Genomic DNA, 17,968 nt, shown 5'->3' on the forward strand with positions numbered 1-17,968 from the left:
GTCAGGCCGTTTCGGCGTTCGCCAGCGGCGCGGACGCCACCGGTGTGCGATACACCCAGCGCGGGCCCTTGGGGCCATACACCGCGGCGGGTTCGGGGAAAATGTTGATCAGTGCCAGGTACAGCACGGCGGCCAGGCCCAGGGTGATCGGCAGGCTGATGTCGATACCGCCGGCCAGCTCGCCGAGGCTGCCGACGAACTGCCCCGGCAGGTTGACGAAGCACAGGCCGATGATCGCGCTGGGGATCCAGGCGCCCATGCCGCGCCAGTTCCAGCCGTGGTTGAACCAGTAGCGGCCGCCGCGCTCGCCGCGGGTGAAGACCTGCAGGTCATCGGCGTGGTAGAAGCCGCGACGGGTGATCAGGCCGAGGATCATGATCACCATCCACGGGCTGGTGCAGGTGATGATCAGCACGGCGAAGGTGGACACGCTCTGCACCAGGTTGAAGGCGAAGCGGCCAATGAAGATGAAGGCGATGGCCAGTACGCCGATCAGCAGGGTCGCGCCGGCACGGCTGAGCAGGCGCGGGAACACGCTGGACATGTCCAGGCCGGTGCCGTACAGCGCCGTGGTGCCGGTGGACATGCCGCCGATCACCGCGATCAGGCACACCGGCAGGAAGAACCAGGTCGGCGAGATGGCCAGCAGGCCGCCGACGTAGTTGTTGGCCTCGATGTACTGCGGCGCGCTGCTCGCCACCAGGGTCGCGGTGCACAGACCGAAGAAGAACGGAATCAGGGTGCCGATCTGCGACGCGATCACCGCCAGCATGATCCGCGCTTTCGGGGTGTCGCGCGGGATATAGCGCGACCAGTCGCCGAGGAAGGCGCCGAACGACACCGGGTTGCTCATGGCCAGCAGCGCCGAACCGATGAACGCCGCCCAGAAGCCCGGCTGGCCGAGGTTGACGCTCCCGGCGAAGCCGGCATCGAACGGCCCGGCGAAGGCGAACAGGCCCAGCAGGAACAGCAGGCTCGACGCCCACACCGCGATCTTGTTGACCCACAGCATGAAGCGGAAACCGAAGATGCAGACGACCAGCACCAGCACCGCGAACAGGCCGTAGGTCAGGCCCAGGGTCAGGTCGGTTTCCGGCAGCCCGGCCAGGCGCTTGGCGCCGCCGACCAGGGCATCGCCGGAGCTCCACACCGAGAGCGAGAAGAACGCCACCGCGGTCAGCAGAGACAGGAACGAACCGACGATGCGCCCGTGCACGCCGAAATGCGCGCCGGACGACACGGCGTTGTTGGTGCCGTTGAGGGCGCCGAACAGGCCCATGGGCGAGAGGATCAGCGCACCGACCGCGACGCCCAGGAGGATCGCCCAGACCCCGGCCTGGAACGATAGGCCGAAAAGCACCGGGAAACTGCCGAGCACGGCGGTGGCGAAGGTATTGGCGCCGCCGAAGATCAGGCGGAACAGGTCCAGGGGGGTGGCATCGCGTTGGTTGTCGGGGATCTGTTCGACCCCGTTGGTTTCGATCCCGGAGGAATGGCTCATGGTGGTGCTCCAGCGCCTGTTGTGATTGTTGTCGAGTGCGTTGGCAGTGGCGGCAAGGCCGCCGGAAAAGGGCTCAGCTGTCGCTCAGGACCGACAGGTGCTCATGGCAGGCCAACCAGTGCTCGCCCTGCCGACGGAAGACGATGGTTTCCCGTTCTTCCAGGTGCAGTTCCTCGCCGCCGACCCGCAGGTGGGTGGCGACGTCATGCAGGAAGATCGCCACATCACCCTGCAGGCTGACCTGGCCATTGCGCGACTGGCAGCCGAGCACGGCGAAGCCTTCGGCCTGCCATTGCGCCCACAGTTGTTCGTAGGCGAGGCGCGACATCAGCGGTTGCGCGAGGGTGTGGAAACGGAAGCTGGCGTCTTCGCTGAAGCAGGCGAAGTAGCGGGCGGTGTCGTTGCTGGCGAAGGCATCGACCAGGGCCGCGGCGGCCTGCAGGACCTGGGATTCAGGCGAGGGGATCGGGTTCACGAGTGTGGCACTCACGGTTTTTGTAGTTGTCTGCGGGGGATTCTGGCGAGGGGGCTGCGGGGGAAGAATCGCTGAGGGCAAATAATCAGTTCAGGATTTTCTAAACCATTGCCGCGCGCCCTGCCACCACCACCACCGCGACCGCGACCGCGACCGCTGTAGGAGCGTGGCTTGCCCGCGAAGGACCGCAAGGCGGTCCCAGACCTCACCATTGTCAGGGACCGCTAGCGCGGTCCTTCGCGGGCAAGCCTCGCTCCTACGAGTGCTCAGACCACGCCAGATACAACGTCATCAAGGTCGCGACAACGATCACCCCTGCCCGTTCAACCAGGCCCTCCACCCGCCCCACTCGCTGATATCCCGGGCGCCCTCCAGCCCATACCCCTCGCAGATGAAGCCGGTCTCCCAGCGTCCATCTTCCAGCTCCACCTTGCCCAACCCCAGCGGCGCCGGAATCTCGCTGAGAAACGCACCGAGGGCGGCGCTGGGCAGTTGCCAGACTTCCACGGCGATGGCCACGCCCCCCGTGTCGACCCGAACCATTCCCGGCCGCTGCACCGGCCCGCCCGCCAGGGCGTACAGGCGATAGTTCGGCGCGCTGGAAGTCGCCTCCAGCAGCCGCGCGCCACGCTGTTTCAACTGCCAGTTGAGCGCCAGGCCGTCCAGGTGGGCGCCGCACACCACCACCCGCGCCTGGTCGTTGCGCGCCGGGCGGGCGGGAACCTCGTCGCCCTGGAACGCCGCGGCGAGACTGAGCAGGTACTGATCGGTAAACGCCCGGCCGAACAGGGTGACGCCCCACGGCAGACCATTGGCCATGTGCCCGCCAGGCACGGCGACCGCCGCGTAGTCCAGCAGGTTCATGAAGTTGGTGTAGTAGCCCAGTTCCGCATTGCGCAGCACCGGCTCCTCGGCCAGTTCGGCGAGGGTCACCGGGCGCCCGATGGTGGGCGTCAGCACACAGTCCAGGCCAGCCAGTTGCCGGTCGCACTCGGCCTTCAGCTGCTGCAGGCGGTACTGCGCGCGGAAGGTGTCCACACCGCTGACCCCTGGCGCCTTGGCCAGCACCGCATGGATCACCGGCAGCAGCGCTTCCGGCTGCGTGCGGGCCAGTTCGCCCACCACGCTGTAGCGTTCCGCGACCCAGGGGCCTTCGTACAGCAGCCGCGCAGCTTCGAGGAACGGCGACAGGTCGATGCTCACCGCCTCGCCGCCCAGCGCCCGCAGGCGCTCGACCGCCGCGGCGAACAGGCCCGGGCCTTCCTCGCAGCCGAAGAACGCCAGGTCCGCCGGCCTGGGCACGCCGAAGCGGAAAGCGCCGACCCGACCGAAGGCACTGCCCAGGTTCCAGCCGGCATTGGCCCGGCTGTATTCGTCACGCGCATCCTGCACCGCCAGCAGTTGCAGCAACTGGCTGGCCTCGCCCGCCGTGGCGGTGAAGGTGGTCACGCAGTCCAGAGTCCGGCACGCCGGCACGACGCCGGCGGTGGAGATCAGGCCCTTGCTGGCCTTGAGCCCGACCAGGCCGTTGAGCGCCGCCGGCACCCGCCCGGACCCCGCGGTGTCGGTCCCCAGGGCGAAACTGGCCAGGCCCAGGGCCACCGCCAGCGGCGAGCCGGCGCTGGAGCCGCCGGACGGATAGTCGTCCAGCACGCTGTTGATGCAGGCGCCATAGGGCGAGCGGGTGCCGTTGAGGCCGGTGGCGAACTGGTCGAGGTTGGTCTTGCCCAGCGGTACCGCGCCGAGGCGGATCAACTGCTCGACCACGCTCGCCGAACGCTCGGGCGTGTAGGCGAATGCCGGGCACGCCGCCGTGGTGGGAATGCCCGCAAGGTCGATGTTGTCCTTGATCGCGAACGGCACGCCGTACAGCGGCAGGCTCTCCGGCGCCGCGTCCTCCAGCGCCGCGAGGTAAGGTTCCAGTTCCTCCGCGCTCAGCAGGTGGATGAACAGCCTGTAACGCGGATTCAGCTGTTCGGCGCGCTCGCGCAACGCCAGGATCAGTTCCCGCGGCGAGTGTTCGCCGGCAACGTAGCGCTTACGCAGCGCGTCCAGTTGCAGATTCACCTTCATGCCTCACCTCCTTCCAGCACCACGACCCGTTGTCCCGCGCGCACCGCCGAACCCGGCTCGACACGCACCTCCCGCACCACGCCCGCGCAAGGCGCCAGCAACGGGATCTCCATCTTCATCGACTCCAGCACCACCAGCGCCTCCCCCGCCTCGACCCGCTGGCCAACAGCGACCTGGACTTGCCAGAGGTTGCCGGCGATGGCGCTTTCCACGCCGATCTGTCCGGCTGGCAGCGGCGCGTCCTCGGTGGCTTCGGCCACGGCTTCGGTGGACTCGAAATGGGCCTGGCCGCTGTCGATCCAGCGTTGCCGCTCGGCGGCGAATGCGGCCTGCTGACGCTCGCGGAACACCTGGATACCGTCGGCCTCCTCGGCCAGAAATGCCTGGTAGTCCGCCAGCCGCAGCTGGCTGGGCTCAATCGTCAGTTCAAAGCGCCCCAGCGGGAAATCGCGGCGGATGCGTTCCAGCTCCCCGGCACTGACCGGGTAGAAACGGATCTGGTCGAAGAAGCGCAGCAGCCACGGTTTGCCGGCGAACGCCGCGACCTCGCGGTAGCGGTCCCACATCTGCAGGGTGCGCCCGACGAACTGGTAGCCGCCCGGCCCTTCCATGCCATACACGCACATATAGGCGCCACCGATGCCCACGGAGTTTTCCGCGGTCCAGGTGCGCGCCGGGTTGTACTTGGTGGTGACCAGGCGATGGCGCGGATCCAGCGGCGTGGCCACCGGCGCACCGAGGTAGACGTCGCCCAGGCCCATGACCAGGTAGCTGGCGTCGAACACCGTGCGCTGCACCTCGTCGAGGTTCGGCAGATCGTTGATGCGACGGATGAACTCCAGGTTGCTCGGGCACCAGGGGGCGTCCTTGCGCACGGTGGTCATGTATTTCTCGATGGCCAGCTGGCAGGCCGGATCGTCCCAGGACAACGGCAGGTGGACGATGCGCGACGGCACCTGCAGGTCGTCGCTGCCGCACACCTGCTGCCACTCGCCGGCGACGATTTCCAGCAGGTGCCCCAGGGGCAGGCGCTCCGGCTGGTAGTGGACCTGCAGCGAGCGGATGCCCGGGGTCAGGTCGATCACGCCGGCCAGCGCGCGGGCCTCCAGCGCCTGCATCAGGGCATGGGCGCGAAAGCGCAGGACCAGATCGAGCTCGGCGGCGCCGATCTCCAGCAGCACATGGGTATCCCCCGCCACGCGCGCTACCAGGCGGCGGTCCTGCTCGCCGATGTCCAGCACGATCGGCGAACGCAGTTCGACGTCCGGGCGGACCTGCGCCGGCTCCGCCAGCAAGGCCGCGCAGGCCAGTTGCCGGGCCGTTTCCAGAGAGGTCGGCAGGAAGCGCAGCTTGTCCCCGGCCTTGAGTTGCCCCAGTTGCCAGAGGTCGGCCTCGATCACCGTGACCGGGCAGACGAAACCGCCGAGGCTCGGGCCATCGGGACCGAGGATCACCGGCATGTCGCCGGTGAAGTCCACCGCGCCGATGGCGTAGGGGTTGTCGTGGATGTTCGAGGGGTGCAGCCCCGCCTCGCCGCCGTCCGCGCGAACCCACTCGGGTTTCGGACCGATCAGGCGCACGCCGGTGCGACTGGAATTGAAGTGCACCTCCCAGTCGGTGGCGAAGAAGGTGCGCATGTAGCCTTCGGTGAAATACTCCGGCGCGCCATGCGGGCCGTAGATGACCCGGATCTGCCGCACTGCACCCAGCTCCGCCTGCACCGGCAGGTCGTCGCCCGCCGAGGTATCGTCCAGCGCCGCCAGGTGCAGGACATCTCCCGCCCGCAACGCGCGACCGGCGTGCCCGCCGAACTGGCCGAGCATGAAGGTGCTCTTGCTGCCCAGGTAGTCCGGTACCTGGATGCCACCGCGTACGCACAGGTAGGCACGCGCGCCGGCGCCGCCGATGCTGCCCAGGCTCAGGGTCGCACCGGCGCGGACCAGCACGCTGCGGTTCATGGCGATGGCCTGGCCGTCCAGGGTCAGCGGCAGGCTGGCGCCGGTGACGGCGATCACGGCATCGGTGTTGAAGCGCAGGGACGGCCCGCTCATGGTCACTTCCAGCGCCGCCGCGCCTTCCGGGTTGCCCAGCAGCAGGTTGCCCAGGCGCAGCGCGCGGCTGTCCATCGGACCGGACGGTGGCACGCCGACCGCCCAGTAGCCGAGGCGTCCGGGGTAGTCCTGGATACTGGTCTGGGTACCGCCGCTGAGTACCTCGCAGGTCGTGGCGCGATAGCTCAAGCCTTCCAGGCAGCGGGTCCAGGGGCTGCCGCTGACGAAGGGCGCGTCTTCGAGGATCTGCCGCAGGTAGGCGCGGTTGCTCTCGACGCCATGGATCTCGCTGTCGCCCAGGGCACGGTGCAGGTCCTGACGGGCCTGTTCGCGGTCGTCGGCCCAGGCGATGAGCTTGGCGATCATCGGATCGAAGTACGGTGCGATCTCGCAACCGGCGCTGACCCAGGTGTCGATGCGCAGCGCCTGGCCGTCCGCCGCGGGGAAGCGCACGGCGGTGAGCAGGCCGGGGCTGGGCTGGAAGTCCTTGCCCGGATCTTCCGCGTAGAGCCGTGCCTGTATCGCATGCCCGCGCGGTTGCAGGCCGGCGGCCAGTCGCTCCAGCGGCGCCAGTTCGCCGGCCGCCAGCTCGATCATCCAGCGCACCAGGTCGACACCCCAGACCTGTTCGGTCACGCCATGCTCCACCTGCAGGCGGGTATTCACTTCGAGGAAGTAGAAGCGTCCCGCGTCGCTGTCGTAGACGAACTCGACGGTCCCGGCGCTGCGATAGCGCACCGCGCGGGTGAGTCTGAGCGCGGCCTCGCAGAGCGCCTCGGCCATGCCCTCGGGCAGGTTCGGCGCCGGGGTTTCCTCCAGCACTTTCTGGTTGCGCCGCTGCACCGAGCAATCGCGCACGCCCAGCGCCAGCACCTGGCCCGCGCCATCGCCGAACACCTGCACTTCCAGGTGCCGCGCGCGCTCGATGTACTTCTCGATGAACACCCCGGCATCGCTGAAGTTGTTCTGCCCGAGGCGCTTCACCGCCTCGAAAGCGTCCTCCAGCTCGGCGGCCGAGCGGCACACGCGCATGCCGATGCCGCCACCGCCGGCGGTGCTCTTGAGCATCACCGGATAGCCGACCTGGCTGGCGGCGAGCAGTGCCTGCTCGACGCTGTCCAGCAGATCGGTGCCTTCCAGCAGCGGCAGGCCCTGCTCCCGGGCCAGGGCGCGGGCGGTGTGCTTGAGGCCGAACAGGCGCAGTTGCTCCGGTGTCGGCCCGACGAACGCCAGCCCCGCCGCTTCGCAGGCCTCGGCGAAGGCAGCGTTTTCGGAAAGGAAGCCGTAGCCCGGATGAATCGCCTGGGCGCCGCTGTCGCGGGCGGCGGCGAGGATCTTGTCCACGGCCAGGTAGGTGGTGGCGGCGGCGCCCTCGCCCAGGCTGATGGCCTGGTCGGCATCGACGATATGGCGGCTGGCGAGGTCGGCTTCGGCATACACCGCAACACCCTTGACCTGGAGTGCGCGCAGGGTGCGCAGGACACGGCAGGCGATGGCGCCACGGTTGGCAATCAACAGTTTTTCGAACATGACAACGTCCCCCGGAGGCCGGCGAAGGCCCCGACTGGGTTGCGGGTCGTCCCGCGGTGGTTGTGGCGGTCCGGGGTCGTCCCCGGACTCCCGATCAGGACAGGCTGGCGGCTTTCAGTTGCCCGCTGCGGGCCTGGCAGGCGGTGAAGAGGCACAGGCGCATCTTTTGCAGCAGGGTCTTCAGTTCCATATCAGCAGCTCCGCCGGGGTGGGGTTGTAGCCGTTGCACGGGTTGTTCAGTTGCGGGCAGTTGGAGATCAGCACGATCACGTCCATGTGCGCTTTCAGCTGCACGTACTTGCCGGGCGCGGAAATGCCGTCCTCGAAAGTCAGGCCGCCTTCCGGGGTCACCGGAACATTCATGAAGAAGTTGATGTTGGGGCTGATGTCGCGCTTGCCCAGGCGGCCATCGTGGCAGCAGGCACGCAGGTAGTTGTCGCGGCAGCTGTGCATGTGGCGCTTGTCGAGGGCGTAGCGCACCGTGTTGCTTTCCTGGGCGCAGGCGCCGCCGAGGGTGTCGTGGCGGCCGCAGTTGTCCTCGACGATGGTCAGCATCGGCCGCCCGAGGCTGGAATACAGCACGCTGCCGACGCCCAGGTAGACGTTGCCCTGGCGCCGCAGGGTGCGCTGCACGTCGTAGCGCTCGCGGGGGTTGGCGGCGCTGTAGAACAGCGTGTCGACGGCCTGGTTGCCTTCCAGGTCGAGAATGCGCAGGGTCTGCCCGGCCTTGACTTCGGTGAGCCACGGCTCGCCGGCGGGAACGGTGGCGCGGTAGACCGCGGTGTGCGCTTGCAGGGGTGATGTCATCGCTGGGTCCTCAGGCGAACAGGCGCTGGGTGTTGAGGAAGCCGCGCTCGTTCTCCGGGCGCGAGGTACGGCAATGCTCGGCGACGCTGGCGTCGGCCTGGGCGAAGGTCAGTTGCACGGGTTTCGGCGCGTAGTGCGGATCCGGGTCCATCGGGTGCTGCAGCGCGGTGACGATGAACAGGGTGTCCATCGGCGCGTACAGCTCGATGCAGTCGCCGGCCCTGGAGTTGCCCGCGACGAAGCGCAGCGCGCCGTCCGCGGCGACATCGACGCGGCTGAAGAGATTGAGCGGCATGCTCAGGTCGGACAGGGTCAGGCCCCACTTGCCCATTTCCACCAGCAGGTTGTCGGTGCCGTTGCGATGGAAGCCGTTGCGCAGCTCCTGGTAGCGACCGACGCCGTATTTTTCCGTGACTTCGGCGGCGTCGAGCACGCCGCCGATGCTGTCGCTCCAGCCACAGCTGTCGCCGACGATGGCCGCCAGCACGCGGCCCATGTCCGAGTACAGGCAATGGCCGTTGGTGAGCTTCGCGGTGTGCTGGCACTTGAGGCTGTCCGGCAGGTTCAGGCGCTCGCTCTTTTCCCGGGCGTTGAACAGCATCAGGCTGAGGTTGGCGCCGCCCTGGAGATCGGTGACGCGCAGCAGTTGCCCGCGCTTCAGGACGAACGACAGGTGGCCGCCGCCGGGCAGCAGTTCCTCGGCGAAGGGATGGGTATGGGTCATGCTCGACCTCCGGATTGCGATGAAAGAAGCGCGGGCGGTTCGGCCCGGGCGGTGAGGCGTTTGCCGTTCAGCGGCAGGTCGTAGGTGACGCGGGAGCCGAACGCGGTGGGTGCGTGGGGGTCATGGCGGACCTTGTCGAAGACCAGCAGGCGGGTGCCGAGGCTGAAGCCTTCGCTGAGGTCGTGGGTGACCATGAACACGGTCACCCCGGTGTCCCGCCACAGCTCCAGGAGCAAGGCGTGCATGTCCTTGCGGATACCCGGATCGAGCGCGCCGAACGGCTCGTCGAGCAGCAGCACCCTGGGTTTCATGATCAGCGCCTGGGCGATCGCCAGGCGCTGCTGCATGCCGCCGGAGAGCTGGCTGGGGTACTTGTCCAGGGCATGCGCCAGGCCGACCTTGCCCAGCAGTGCCGCGGCCTGTTCGCGGGCCTCGCGCTTGTGCTGCCCGAACAGGCGCCCCAGCAGCGGCGCGCGCGGCAGTTCCAGGCCGAGGGCGACGTTGTCCAGCACGCTCAGGTGGGGAAACACGGAATAGCGCTGGAACACCACGCCCCGCGCCGGATCGGGCTCGCTGGGCAGCGGCTGGCCATCGAGCAGGATCTGCCCGCGGCTCGGCCGCTCCTGGCCCAGCAACAGGCGCAGGAAGGTCGACTTGCCACAGCCGGAGGCGCCGACCATGGTGCAGAATTCGCCCTCGGCGATGCTCAGGTGGAGGCCTTCGAGCACCACATGCCCGTCATATTCCTGCCAGACGTTGTTGACCTCGATGAAGCTCATGTCCGCGCCCCCTCGTACCAGGGGAAGGCGCGCCGGGTCAGGGTCTTCAGCAGCCAGTCGGTGAGCCAGGCCAGCAGGGTGATCCACACCACGTAGGGCAGGATCACGTCCATCGCCAGGTAGCGGCGCACCAGGAAGATCCGGTAGCCGAGGCCATCCTCCGAAGCGATCGCCTCCGCCGCGATCAGGAACAGCCAGGCCGAGCCCAGCACCAGGCGCAGCGCGATCAGCAGGCGCGGCAGCAACTGCGGCAGGATCACCCGCAGGATCAGGGTCCAGGTACTGGCGCCGAGGGTCTGCGCCTTGATCAGCAGCTCGGCGGGAATCTCCCGGGCACGCTGTTCCAGGTCACGGGCCAGCACCGGGGTGATACCGATGACGATCAGCATCACCTTGGACAGCTCGCCGAGGCCGAAGACGATGAACAGGATCGGCAGGATCGCCAGCGGCGGAATCATCGACAGCACCACCAGCAGCGGCGACAACGGCGCACCGAGCAACGGCACGGTGCCGGCGGCGATGCCCAGGCACAGGCCGAGGCCGGCACTGATCGCCAGGCCCGCGCCGAGGCGCCGCAGGCTGGACGCGGTGTCCTGCCACAACAGGTAGTTGCCGCTGCGCTTGTCCTCGACCAGCGCCAGGCGCTGCACCGCCGCGCCCATCTGCGCGGCGCCGGGCAACAGCTTGTCGTTGGGGTTGTCCGCCAGGCGCTGCGCCGAGCCGAGGAAATACGCGCACAGCACCAGGGCGAACGGCAGGATCATCAGCAGCAGCCGCGAGGGCCGGTCGGGATGACAGTTGATCAGGCGCATGGTCTGTCCCTCGCTCACAGCGAACCGTCGACGGCCATCTGCAGGTAGCTGGGATCGAAGCGCAACTTGAGGTTGTCGCGGTCGCCGACGATCACCTGGTTGGCGAAGCTCATGCCCACCGCCTTGCTGTCCCGCGCGCCCTCGCCCAGCAGGCCGTGGTCGAAGGAGAAGGCCGCGACCTTGTCCATGGTCTTCGGCAGTTCGGCGCTGTTGACGAAGGTCAGCGCGGCCTGCGGCGTGTCGAACAGGTAGGTGGTGGCGAGCTGGCCTTCGAAGCCGTCGAGATCGGTGCCGGAGGCCTTGGCCATGTGCTCCACGGCGGACTGGCGCTGCGGCGAGCTGCCGGCGAGCAGCGCCATCACCTCGTACCAGGCGCCGGTCAGGGCCTTGCCCAGGGCCGGGTTGTCCTGCAGGGTCCGGGTGTTGACCACCATCAGGTCGAGGATCTCGCCGGGAATGCGGCTGGAGTCGAACACCTGGGTCACACCGGGCTTGTTCTTCACCTCTTCGAGCATCGGGTTCCAGGTGGTCACCGCCTGTACCTCGGCGGTGTCGAAGGCCGCGGCGATATCGGCGTCGGCGGTGTTGATCACCTTCAGGTCCTTTTCCCGCAGGCCCGCCGAGTCCAGCGCGCGGGCCAGCAGGTAGTGGGACACGGACAGCTCGACCAGGTTGACGTCCATGCCCTTGAGGTCCTTGACCGTCTTGCCGCTGCCCTTGAGCACCACGCCATCGTTGCCGTTGGAGAAGTCGCCGACGATCAGCGCGGTGCTGTCGACGCCACCGGCGGCGGGGATGGTCAGGGCGTCCATGTTGGTCATCGCGCAGCCGTCGAACTGGCCGGCGGTGTACTGGTTGATCGACTCGACGTAGTCATTGACCTGGGTGAGCTTGATCCGGATGCCGTACTTGTTCGCCCATTTGTCGACGATGCCTTCGGCGGCGGCGTACTCCCACGGCATCCAGCCGGCGTAGATGGTCCAGCAGATATCGAAATCGGTCTTGGCCGCGGCTTTCGAGTGAGGGCTGGCGAGCAGGACCAGGCCGGCGGCGAGGAAGGCGCAAAGCAGGGACTTTCGCATGGAGAGACTCCAGTTGACGGTGGACGGACGGGGAGCAGCACGTCACTCATTGCTAGTGAGTGGTCTGTCTCCCGGGCTTTTATCCCGCCGTGTAACCTCAACTGGAGGTCGTCGGCTCTCGGTCCAGACGCCCGCTTTCAGCGGACCGGAACCCTAGCCGACCATTTTCGGATTGTGGTGCAATTCAGCTCGCGCTGCTCCCGCACGGAGGGAGTGATGCGAGAGCCGTGCCAAGTGGCGAAACGGGCGAACCCGCCCGGTTTTCCGGGGCTTTCGAGACAGCCAGGGGTGGCGCTCATCGTCTTTTCTGCGCTCTCCTGGAGCATCGCGCACCGTCGCGGCGCACGATCAGGCTCAGTCCCGTGGCGGCAACCCGCTCAAGGGGCACCCCCATCCTCTCCGCATCAACCCATCGGGCCCAAGTGCAGCAGATAGTCCCGCAGGTGCTCGATGAATGTGTTGATCTTCCGGGTAGCGCGGCGGGTGCTCGGGTAGACCGCCAGCAAGCGCGTTCCCAGCGCTTTCTGGTCGAAGTGGTAATCACCCAGTACGACCTGCAGGCGCCCGTCATGTAGATAGGGCAGCACGCTCCAGTACGGACAGGGCAGGATCCCCTGACCGGCGAGACAGGCTTCCAGCAACAGTTCGAGGTTGTCGCTGCTGAGTCGCCCGCGGTGCCTGATGACATGGCGCTCGTCATCCTTTTCCAGACACCAGCCATCACCCAGCGCCGGATGCCGGTAGACCAGCCATTCGAAGCGGGCGAGTTGATCGGGGTGCGTGGGTACGCCACTGCTCTTCAGATAACCGGGAGCTGCACAAAGCACTGCCCGGCTCTCGCCGATGTCCCGGGCAATCAACCCGGGCAAGTCGCTGTGGCCCAGGCGCAGCGCCAGGTCGTAGCGGCCATCGAGCAGGTCGACATAGTCGTCCGACAGGTCGACCTGCAGGCGCAGGCCCGGGTGCTGCGCCATGAACGAGGCACACGCGGCGTTGAGGAAGGGCCGCCCGAACGCCAAGGGTCCGCTGATCCTGAGTGTGCCTTGCAGGCTCTGATGCAATTGGGCAATTTCTTCTTCGGATTCGCGCATCCGCTCAAGCACTTCCCGGGCGCTTTCCAGGTACAGCATGCCCGCTTCGGTCAACGCCATTCGCCGGGTGGTGCGTTCGAACAGGCGCGCACCAAGGTCCGCTTCCAACAGGCGAATGGCCTTGGCCACCGCCGACGGTGTCTTGCCCAGGTGTTCGGCCGCCCGGCTGAAACTGCCAAGTTCGGCACTGCTGACGAACAGCTGCATACCACAAAACTTATCCACGATTTAGTTCCAGAATTCCCAAGAGTTGTGCCAAGCGCGAACTCAATCATTGCAACGAACGCCTCTAATCTACGCCAGGCATCCTGAATAGCGCCAACCAGCGCCCCGAATAATTTTGCCCGGATCACCACGCTACAACGACAGCGTGACGGCTTTTGAGCCCACAAGGCCATAAATCGCTTCTTCCAGACGCTGGAACCACACACCGCAGCGAATGGAAGTTGCCCTCAGGCCCTGCATAAAAACAACAACAACACGGGAACCAACACCTTCATGACTCGTACTCCCCTGCCTTACCTGGCATTGCTTTCGTGCGGCCTGCTGTCCAGCCCCTCGGGCTGGGCCGGCTATCAATTCAGCCTCGACGATCTCAAGATCGATGCCACCCTCGGCGCGGGCGGTGCCGTCATCGGCACGCGTGGGAACAACTTCGGCAGTGGCCAGGTGGACCTGCGCAACGGTGCCAACCATGGCAACCGTTCCACCTGGCAGGAGTTCTTCCTCAAGCCCGGCATGACCCTCAGCTATGGGCTGGAACCCGACCTGGAACTGCTCGCCGGTGCGTCGGCGATTGGCGCCACCACCTTCGGCGACGGCGATGCCGGCGGCTACAGCCGAAGCTCCGACGGCAGGACCGCAATGGAAGAGGCCTATGCCGGCCTGCGCGTCGGCGACTGGCGCTTTACCGCGGGCCGACAGAACTTCATGGTTGGCAGCGGCTTCATCGTCGCCGACGGCAACCTGGACATGTTCGAGGACGGCGCTTTCTGGCTGGCGCCGCGCACGGCGTTTCGCGACTCGGCGCTGGTCAAATATGACCATGGCGCCCTGCAAGGACAGGCATTCAGCCTGCGCACCGATGACCATGTCGGTGACTACCGTCTCAACGGGGTGAACCTCGACTACCGCCTCGCCAACCGCGTCACCCTGGGGGCGATGGCCATGGGCGTCGATGCCCTGGCCAGCCGCAGCGAGAACCTGGCGCCGCGCGACGGCATGCGCGTCTACAACCTGCGTGCATTGAACGGCCAGCTACCGGGCCTGGACGCCCTGACCCTGCATGGCGAGTACGCCGTGCAACGCGGCAACGGTGAAGGCGTGCGGTACCACGCCTCGGCCTGGTATGCCCAGGCCGACTACAGCTTCGCGCAACTGCCCCTGACGCCGCTGCTCAGCTATCGCCACGCACGCTTCTCCGGCGATGACGACCCGCACGACAACACCCGCGAGAACTGGGACCCCTTGAACAAGGGTTTCATCGACTGGAGCACCTGGTTGATCGGCGATGTGGTGGGCAACTACGTGCTGATCAACAGCAACGAACGGGTCGACCAGTGGACACTGAAAACCCACCTCAGCGACACCGTGACGCTGGGTGGCATCCACTACCAGTTCTCCCTGGACCAGAAGAACTTCAACGGCATGCCGGTGGATGACCGCCGCTTCGCTGACGAAAACGTCGTGTTCCTCGACTGGAACCCCACGAAAAGCCTGCACACCTCACTCGCCTACAACTGGGTCACCCCCAAGGGGGCTGCCAGACAGACGCTGGGCAATGAGCGTTTCCAGGCCCTGGAACTGTATTTCCTCTACACGTATTGACCGCACGGGTCGCGAGCGCCTGGACGCCAGGCCGTTCGCGCCCCCTACCTGTAACACTGGAGTTGCCATGCCGCAGATACCCGAACTGATCATCACCCACGCCAACATCCACACCATGGACGATCATTTCCCCAGGGCCGAAGCCATTGCCATCGGCGAGGGGCGCATTCTTGCCGTGGGCAGCAATGCCGACATCGAACGTCTCGCCGGCGCCGCGACGCGACGTATCGATGCCGGGGGCCGGTTGATGTTGCCGGGCCTGCAGGACACCCATGTGCACTTCCAGTTGAGCAGCGCCGACCTGTACCACAACGCTGCGCTGTATGACGCCACCACGCTGGACGAGCTGCTGGCGATCATCCGTGATTTTGCCCGGGCCAACCCGAACAAACCCTGGATACGGGGTGTCGGTTTCTCCGTGGCCCGCTTCTCCCCCGAACAATTGACCAAGGAGTTGCTCGACAGCGTGACCGATGGTCGTCCCGCGTTGATGTTCGCCAGTGATTACCACAACGGCTGGGCCAACAGCGCCGCCTTCGAAGCGGCCGGCGTGCGCCCTGGCAGCCCGGAACCGGAGAACGGCAACTACCTGCGCCTGCCCGACGGCACCCCCAAGGGCTGGCTGATCGAGGACGCGATCTGGGCCATGAGCCGCATCGCCCCAAGCTACAGCGACGCGGACTACCTCGAGGCGATGACCCACTACAGCAAGGTATTCAACAGCCGTGGCATCACGGGCGTGCTCGATGCCATGGTCAGCCGCAACTACATGAAGAACTACCAGGCCTTGCACGACCGTGGCGACCTGACGCTGCGCGTGCGCGCAACCTCCAAGGTGTTCGCCCACAAGCCGCTGGACGAACAGTTGCGCGAGCTGATCGACCTGCGCAACACCTATCAGAGCGAGCGCGTCTCGATGCACTCGGCCAAGTTCTTCCTCGACGGCGTCCTGGAAAACGGCACCGGGGTATTGATCGAGCCCCGCCACGACACCGGCGGTAACGCCGAATTGATGTTCACCCAGGATCAGATCAACGAATACTTCGCCGCCTTCGACCGCGAGCGCTTCCAGCTGCACGTCCACAGCATTGCCGATGGTGCCGTGCGCGCAGCCGTCGACGGCATCGAGTACGCACAGCAGCAGAACGGCAAGTGGGACGCCCGCCACCAACTGGCCCACCTGCAGGTCGTGCACCCCGCGGACATTCCGCGCTTCCGTGACCTGGGCATCCTGGCCAATTACCAGACCCTGTGGGCGCAACCCAATCCCGAAGCCGATGCCATCGTCGACGCCATGCTGGGTGAAGAGCGCATCCAGTGGAGCTACCCGATCGGTGAATTCATCCGCCAGGGCGTGACCTGCATGGTCAGCAGCGACTGGGGCGTGACCACCTTCGAACCCTTCCAGATCATGCAGTGCGCCGTCACACGGCAGAACCCCGCCAAGGGCGAAGCGGGCCCTGTCCATACGCCGCAACATCGCATCAGCATCGAGGACGCGGTCAAGGGCTACACCCTCAACGCGGCCCATGCGGCCTGGCGCGACGATTGCACCGGCAGCCTGAGCGTCGGCAAATACGCCGACCTGATCCTGCTGGACCGTGACCTCTTCAGCATCTCGCCCTACCAGATCGGCGAGACCCAGGTCTTGCTGACCCTGCTCGAAGGACGTGAAATGCACCGTCACCCCACCTTCACCGCCTGACAACGATCGACGCGATACCGCCACACCGCTCGCCGGTCATGCGCCGGCGACGGTTCGGCCACGTATAACAACAACACAATGATCTGGAATCCAGTATGGGCCTTGCACACGGAACACCGGGTACCCAGGAGGCCGCCGGCTTGCGGCGCACCCTGGGCATGAAGGACCTGATTGCCTATGGACTGGCCTACATCGCGCCAATGGCGCCACTGACGACCTTCGGCTTCGTCTGGGATGCATCGGGAGGGCTGATCGCCCTGGCCTACCTGCTCGGGGCCATCTGCATGTACTTCACCGCGCAAAGCTACGCCACCATGTCCGCCACGGTGCCCTGCTCGGGCTCGGTGTACGGGTTCGCCCGCCACAGCCTTGGCCAGTTGCCCGGCTTTATCGCCGGCTGGCTGATCCTGCTGGACTATCTGTTGATCCCGGCGCTGGTGTTCCTGGTCATGGCCGTGGGGCTGCAGACCTTGCTGCCGAACCTCGACCGCGCCACCAGTCTGGCGGGCCTGGTGGTGATTTCACTGGCGGTCAACTGGTTGGGCGTGGCGGTCACCACCCGCGTCAGCCTGGTATCGGTGGTGGTCCAGTTCCTGGCCATGTTCGCCCTGGTGGCCCTGGCCCTGCAGGCCCTGGCCGACGGCAAGGGCGCGGGCGCGCTGACCGCCGCGCCGTTCTACGCTGCCGACCAGTTCGACCTGATGAAGCTGTTCACCGCCACCTCGATCTGCGTACTGTCGTTCCTCGGCTTCGATGCCATCTCGACGCTGTCCGAAGAGGTCAGGAGCGATGACCGCCGCATGATCGGGCGCGCCATCTTCAGCGTACTGGCCATCTGCACCCTGCTGTTCGTCGGCAGCACCTGGGTGCTCGGCAACCTGATGCCCGGGGTGCGGATCAGCGACGCCTCCAGCACCATCTATCAATTGCTGGCGGTACAGATCAGCCCGTTCAGCGCCCTGGCCGTGGCCTGGCTGATCGCCCTGCTGGCAGGTTTCACCAATGTGCTGCCGATGCAGGTAGGGGTGTCCCGGGTGCTGTTCGCCATGGGCCGTGACCGCCAGCTCCCCAGTGTGCTGGCACGCCTGCATGGCGGGAGCGGTACGCCCCATGTCGCCCTGCTGTTTTCCACGCTGGTGTCACTGGCCGTGGCGGTGGCGATGCGTGACCACATCGACACGCTGGCATCGTTCGTCAACTTCGGTGCGCTCTCGGCATTCGCCCTGCTGCACGTGTCGGTGCTGGTCGAGTTCGCCGTCAAACAGCGCAGCCCGCGCGTCTTCGCTCACTGGATCGTGCCTGTGGTGGGCATCGCGGTGGTGCTGGTGGTGCTCCACGGCATGGAGCGCACGGCCCTGGAAATCGGCGGCGCCTGGCTGCTGATCGGCTGTGTGTACGGCCTGTTCCTGCGCCGTAAAGGACGCATCGCCCTGAAGATCTGACGCTGCTCTTCCTTCGCCCTCAAGGACGCCCCATGCCCACTGTTTCAATTCAATGGAAAGTGACGCTGC

At 66.6% G+C, this 17,968-nt stretch carries 13 protein-coding genes and 1 riboswitch; of the genes, 3 read left to right on the plus strand and 10 right to left on the minus strand.

From position 1 onward, the window contains the following. Position 1 precedes the first annotated feature (1 nt). The 10 genes from CHB99_RS13010 to CHB99_RS13055 form a co-directional block, all read right to left on the minus strand. Positions 2 to 1,501, minus strand: coding sequence for a purine-cytosine permease family protein (locus CHB99_RS13010; RefSeq protein ID WP_042129039.1), 1,500 nt, complete (start codon positions 1,499 to 1,501; stop codon positions 2 to 4). Positions 1,502 to 1,574: 73 nt separating this feature from the next. Beyond that, positions 1,575 to 1,991 (minus strand): YybH family protein, encoded by a 417-nt coding sequence (locus CHB99_RS13015; RefSeq protein ID WP_245655659.1) that lies wholly within the window; start codon positions 1,989 to 1,991, stop codon positions 1,575 to 1,577. A gap of 294 nt (positions 1,992 to 2,285) precedes the next feature. Then, the gene (gene atzF, locus CHB99_RS13020) at positions 2,286 to 4,049 is read right to left on the minus strand and encodes an allophanate hydrolase (protein WP_042129043.1); all 1,764 of its coding nucleotides are present in this window, start codon (positions 4,047 to 4,049) and stop codon (positions 2,286 to 2,288) included. Then, the gene (uca, locus tag CHB99_RS13025) at positions 4,046 to 7,630 is read right to left on the minus strand and encodes an urea carboxylase (protein WP_042129045.1); all 3,585 of its coding nucleotides are present in this window, start codon (positions 7,628 to 7,630) and stop codon (positions 4,046 to 4,048) included. The genes atzF and uca overlap by 4 nt, the downstream gene beginning before the upstream one ends. A 180-nt stretch (positions 7,631 to 7,810) precedes the next feature. Then, a complete protein-coding gene (locus CHB99_RS13030; RefSeq protein WP_042129046.1) occupies positions 7,811 to 8,437 on the minus strand; it encodes an urea amidolyase associated protein UAAP2 in 627 nt (208 codons plus the stop codon). A 10-nt stretch (positions 8,438 to 8,447) separates the two neighbouring features. Beyond that, positions 8,448 to 9,161, minus strand: coding sequence for an urea amidolyase associated protein UAAP1 (locus tag CHB99_RS13035; RefSeq protein WP_042129048.1), 714 nt, complete (start codon positions 9,159 to 9,161; stop codon positions 8,448 to 8,450). Then, positions 9,158 to 9,940 (minus strand): ABC transporter ATP-binding protein, encoded by a 783-nt coding sequence (locus CHB99_RS13040; protein ID WP_042129050.1) that lies wholly within the window; start codon positions 9,938 to 9,940, stop codon positions 9,158 to 9,160. Before CHB99_RS13040 ends, CHB99_RS13035 begins: the two co-directional genes overlap by 4 nt. Then, positions 9,937 to 10,752, minus strand: a complete 816-nt coding sequence (locus tag CHB99_RS13045) for an ABC transporter permease (RefSeq protein WP_042129052.1) — start codon at positions 10,750 to 10,752, stop codon at positions 9,937 to 9,939. The genes CHB99_RS13040 and CHB99_RS13045 overlap by 4 nt, the downstream gene beginning before the upstream one ends. A gap of 14 nt (positions 10,753 to 10,766) precedes the next feature. Continuing rightward, a complete protein-coding gene (locus CHB99_RS13050) occupies positions 10,767 to 11,834 on the minus strand; it encodes a putative urea ABC transporter substrate-binding protein (RefSeq protein WP_042129055.1) in 1,068 nt (355 codons plus the stop codon). A 66-nt stretch (positions 11,835 to 11,900) separates the two neighbouring features. Then, a riboswitch (guanidine-I (ykkC/yxkD leader) is annotated at positions 11,901 to 12,002 on the minus strand. A 236-nt stretch (positions 12,003 to 12,238) separates the two neighbouring features. After that, positions 12,239 to 13,150 carry a LysR family transcriptional regulator gene (locus CHB99_RS13055; RefSeq protein ID WP_042129056.1) on the minus strand — a complete coding sequence of 304 codons (912 nt, stop codon included), beginning with the start codon at positions 13,148 to 13,150 and terminating at the stop codon, positions 12,239 to 12,241. A gap of 273 nt (positions 13,151 to 13,423) precedes the next feature. Here CHB99_RS13055 and CHB99_RS13060 point away from each other — a divergent pair, with 273 nt between their 5' ends. From CHB99_RS13060 to CHB99_RS13070, 3 genes are all read left to right on the plus strand, one after another. Beyond that, positions 13,424 to 14,752, plus strand: a complete 1,329-nt coding sequence (locus tag CHB99_RS13060; protein WP_042129058.1) for an alginate export family protein — start codon at positions 13,424 to 13,426, stop codon at positions 14,750 to 14,752. Positions 14,753 to 14,819: 67 nt separating this feature from the next. Beyond that, positions 14,820 to 16,457: an amidohydrolase gene (locus CHB99_RS13065; protein ID WP_052419539.1), complete on the plus strand. Its 1,638-nt coding sequence runs from the start codon at positions 14,820 to 14,822 to the stop codon at positions 16,455 to 16,457. Between the two features lie 95 nt (positions 16,458 to 16,552). Continuing rightward, positions 16,553 to 17,899 (plus strand): APC family permease, encoded by a 1,347-nt coding sequence (locus tag CHB99_RS13070; RefSeq protein ID WP_042129060.1) that lies wholly within the window; start codon positions 16,553 to 16,555, stop codon positions 17,897 to 17,899. Positions 17,900 to 17,968 lie beyond the last annotated feature (69 nt).

The sequence above is a fragment of the Pseudomonas japonica genome, from assembly GCF_900188455.1.
GTDB lineage: Bacteria > Pseudomonadota > Gammaproteobacteria > Pseudomonadales > Pseudomonadaceae > Aquipseudomonas > Aquipseudomonas japonica.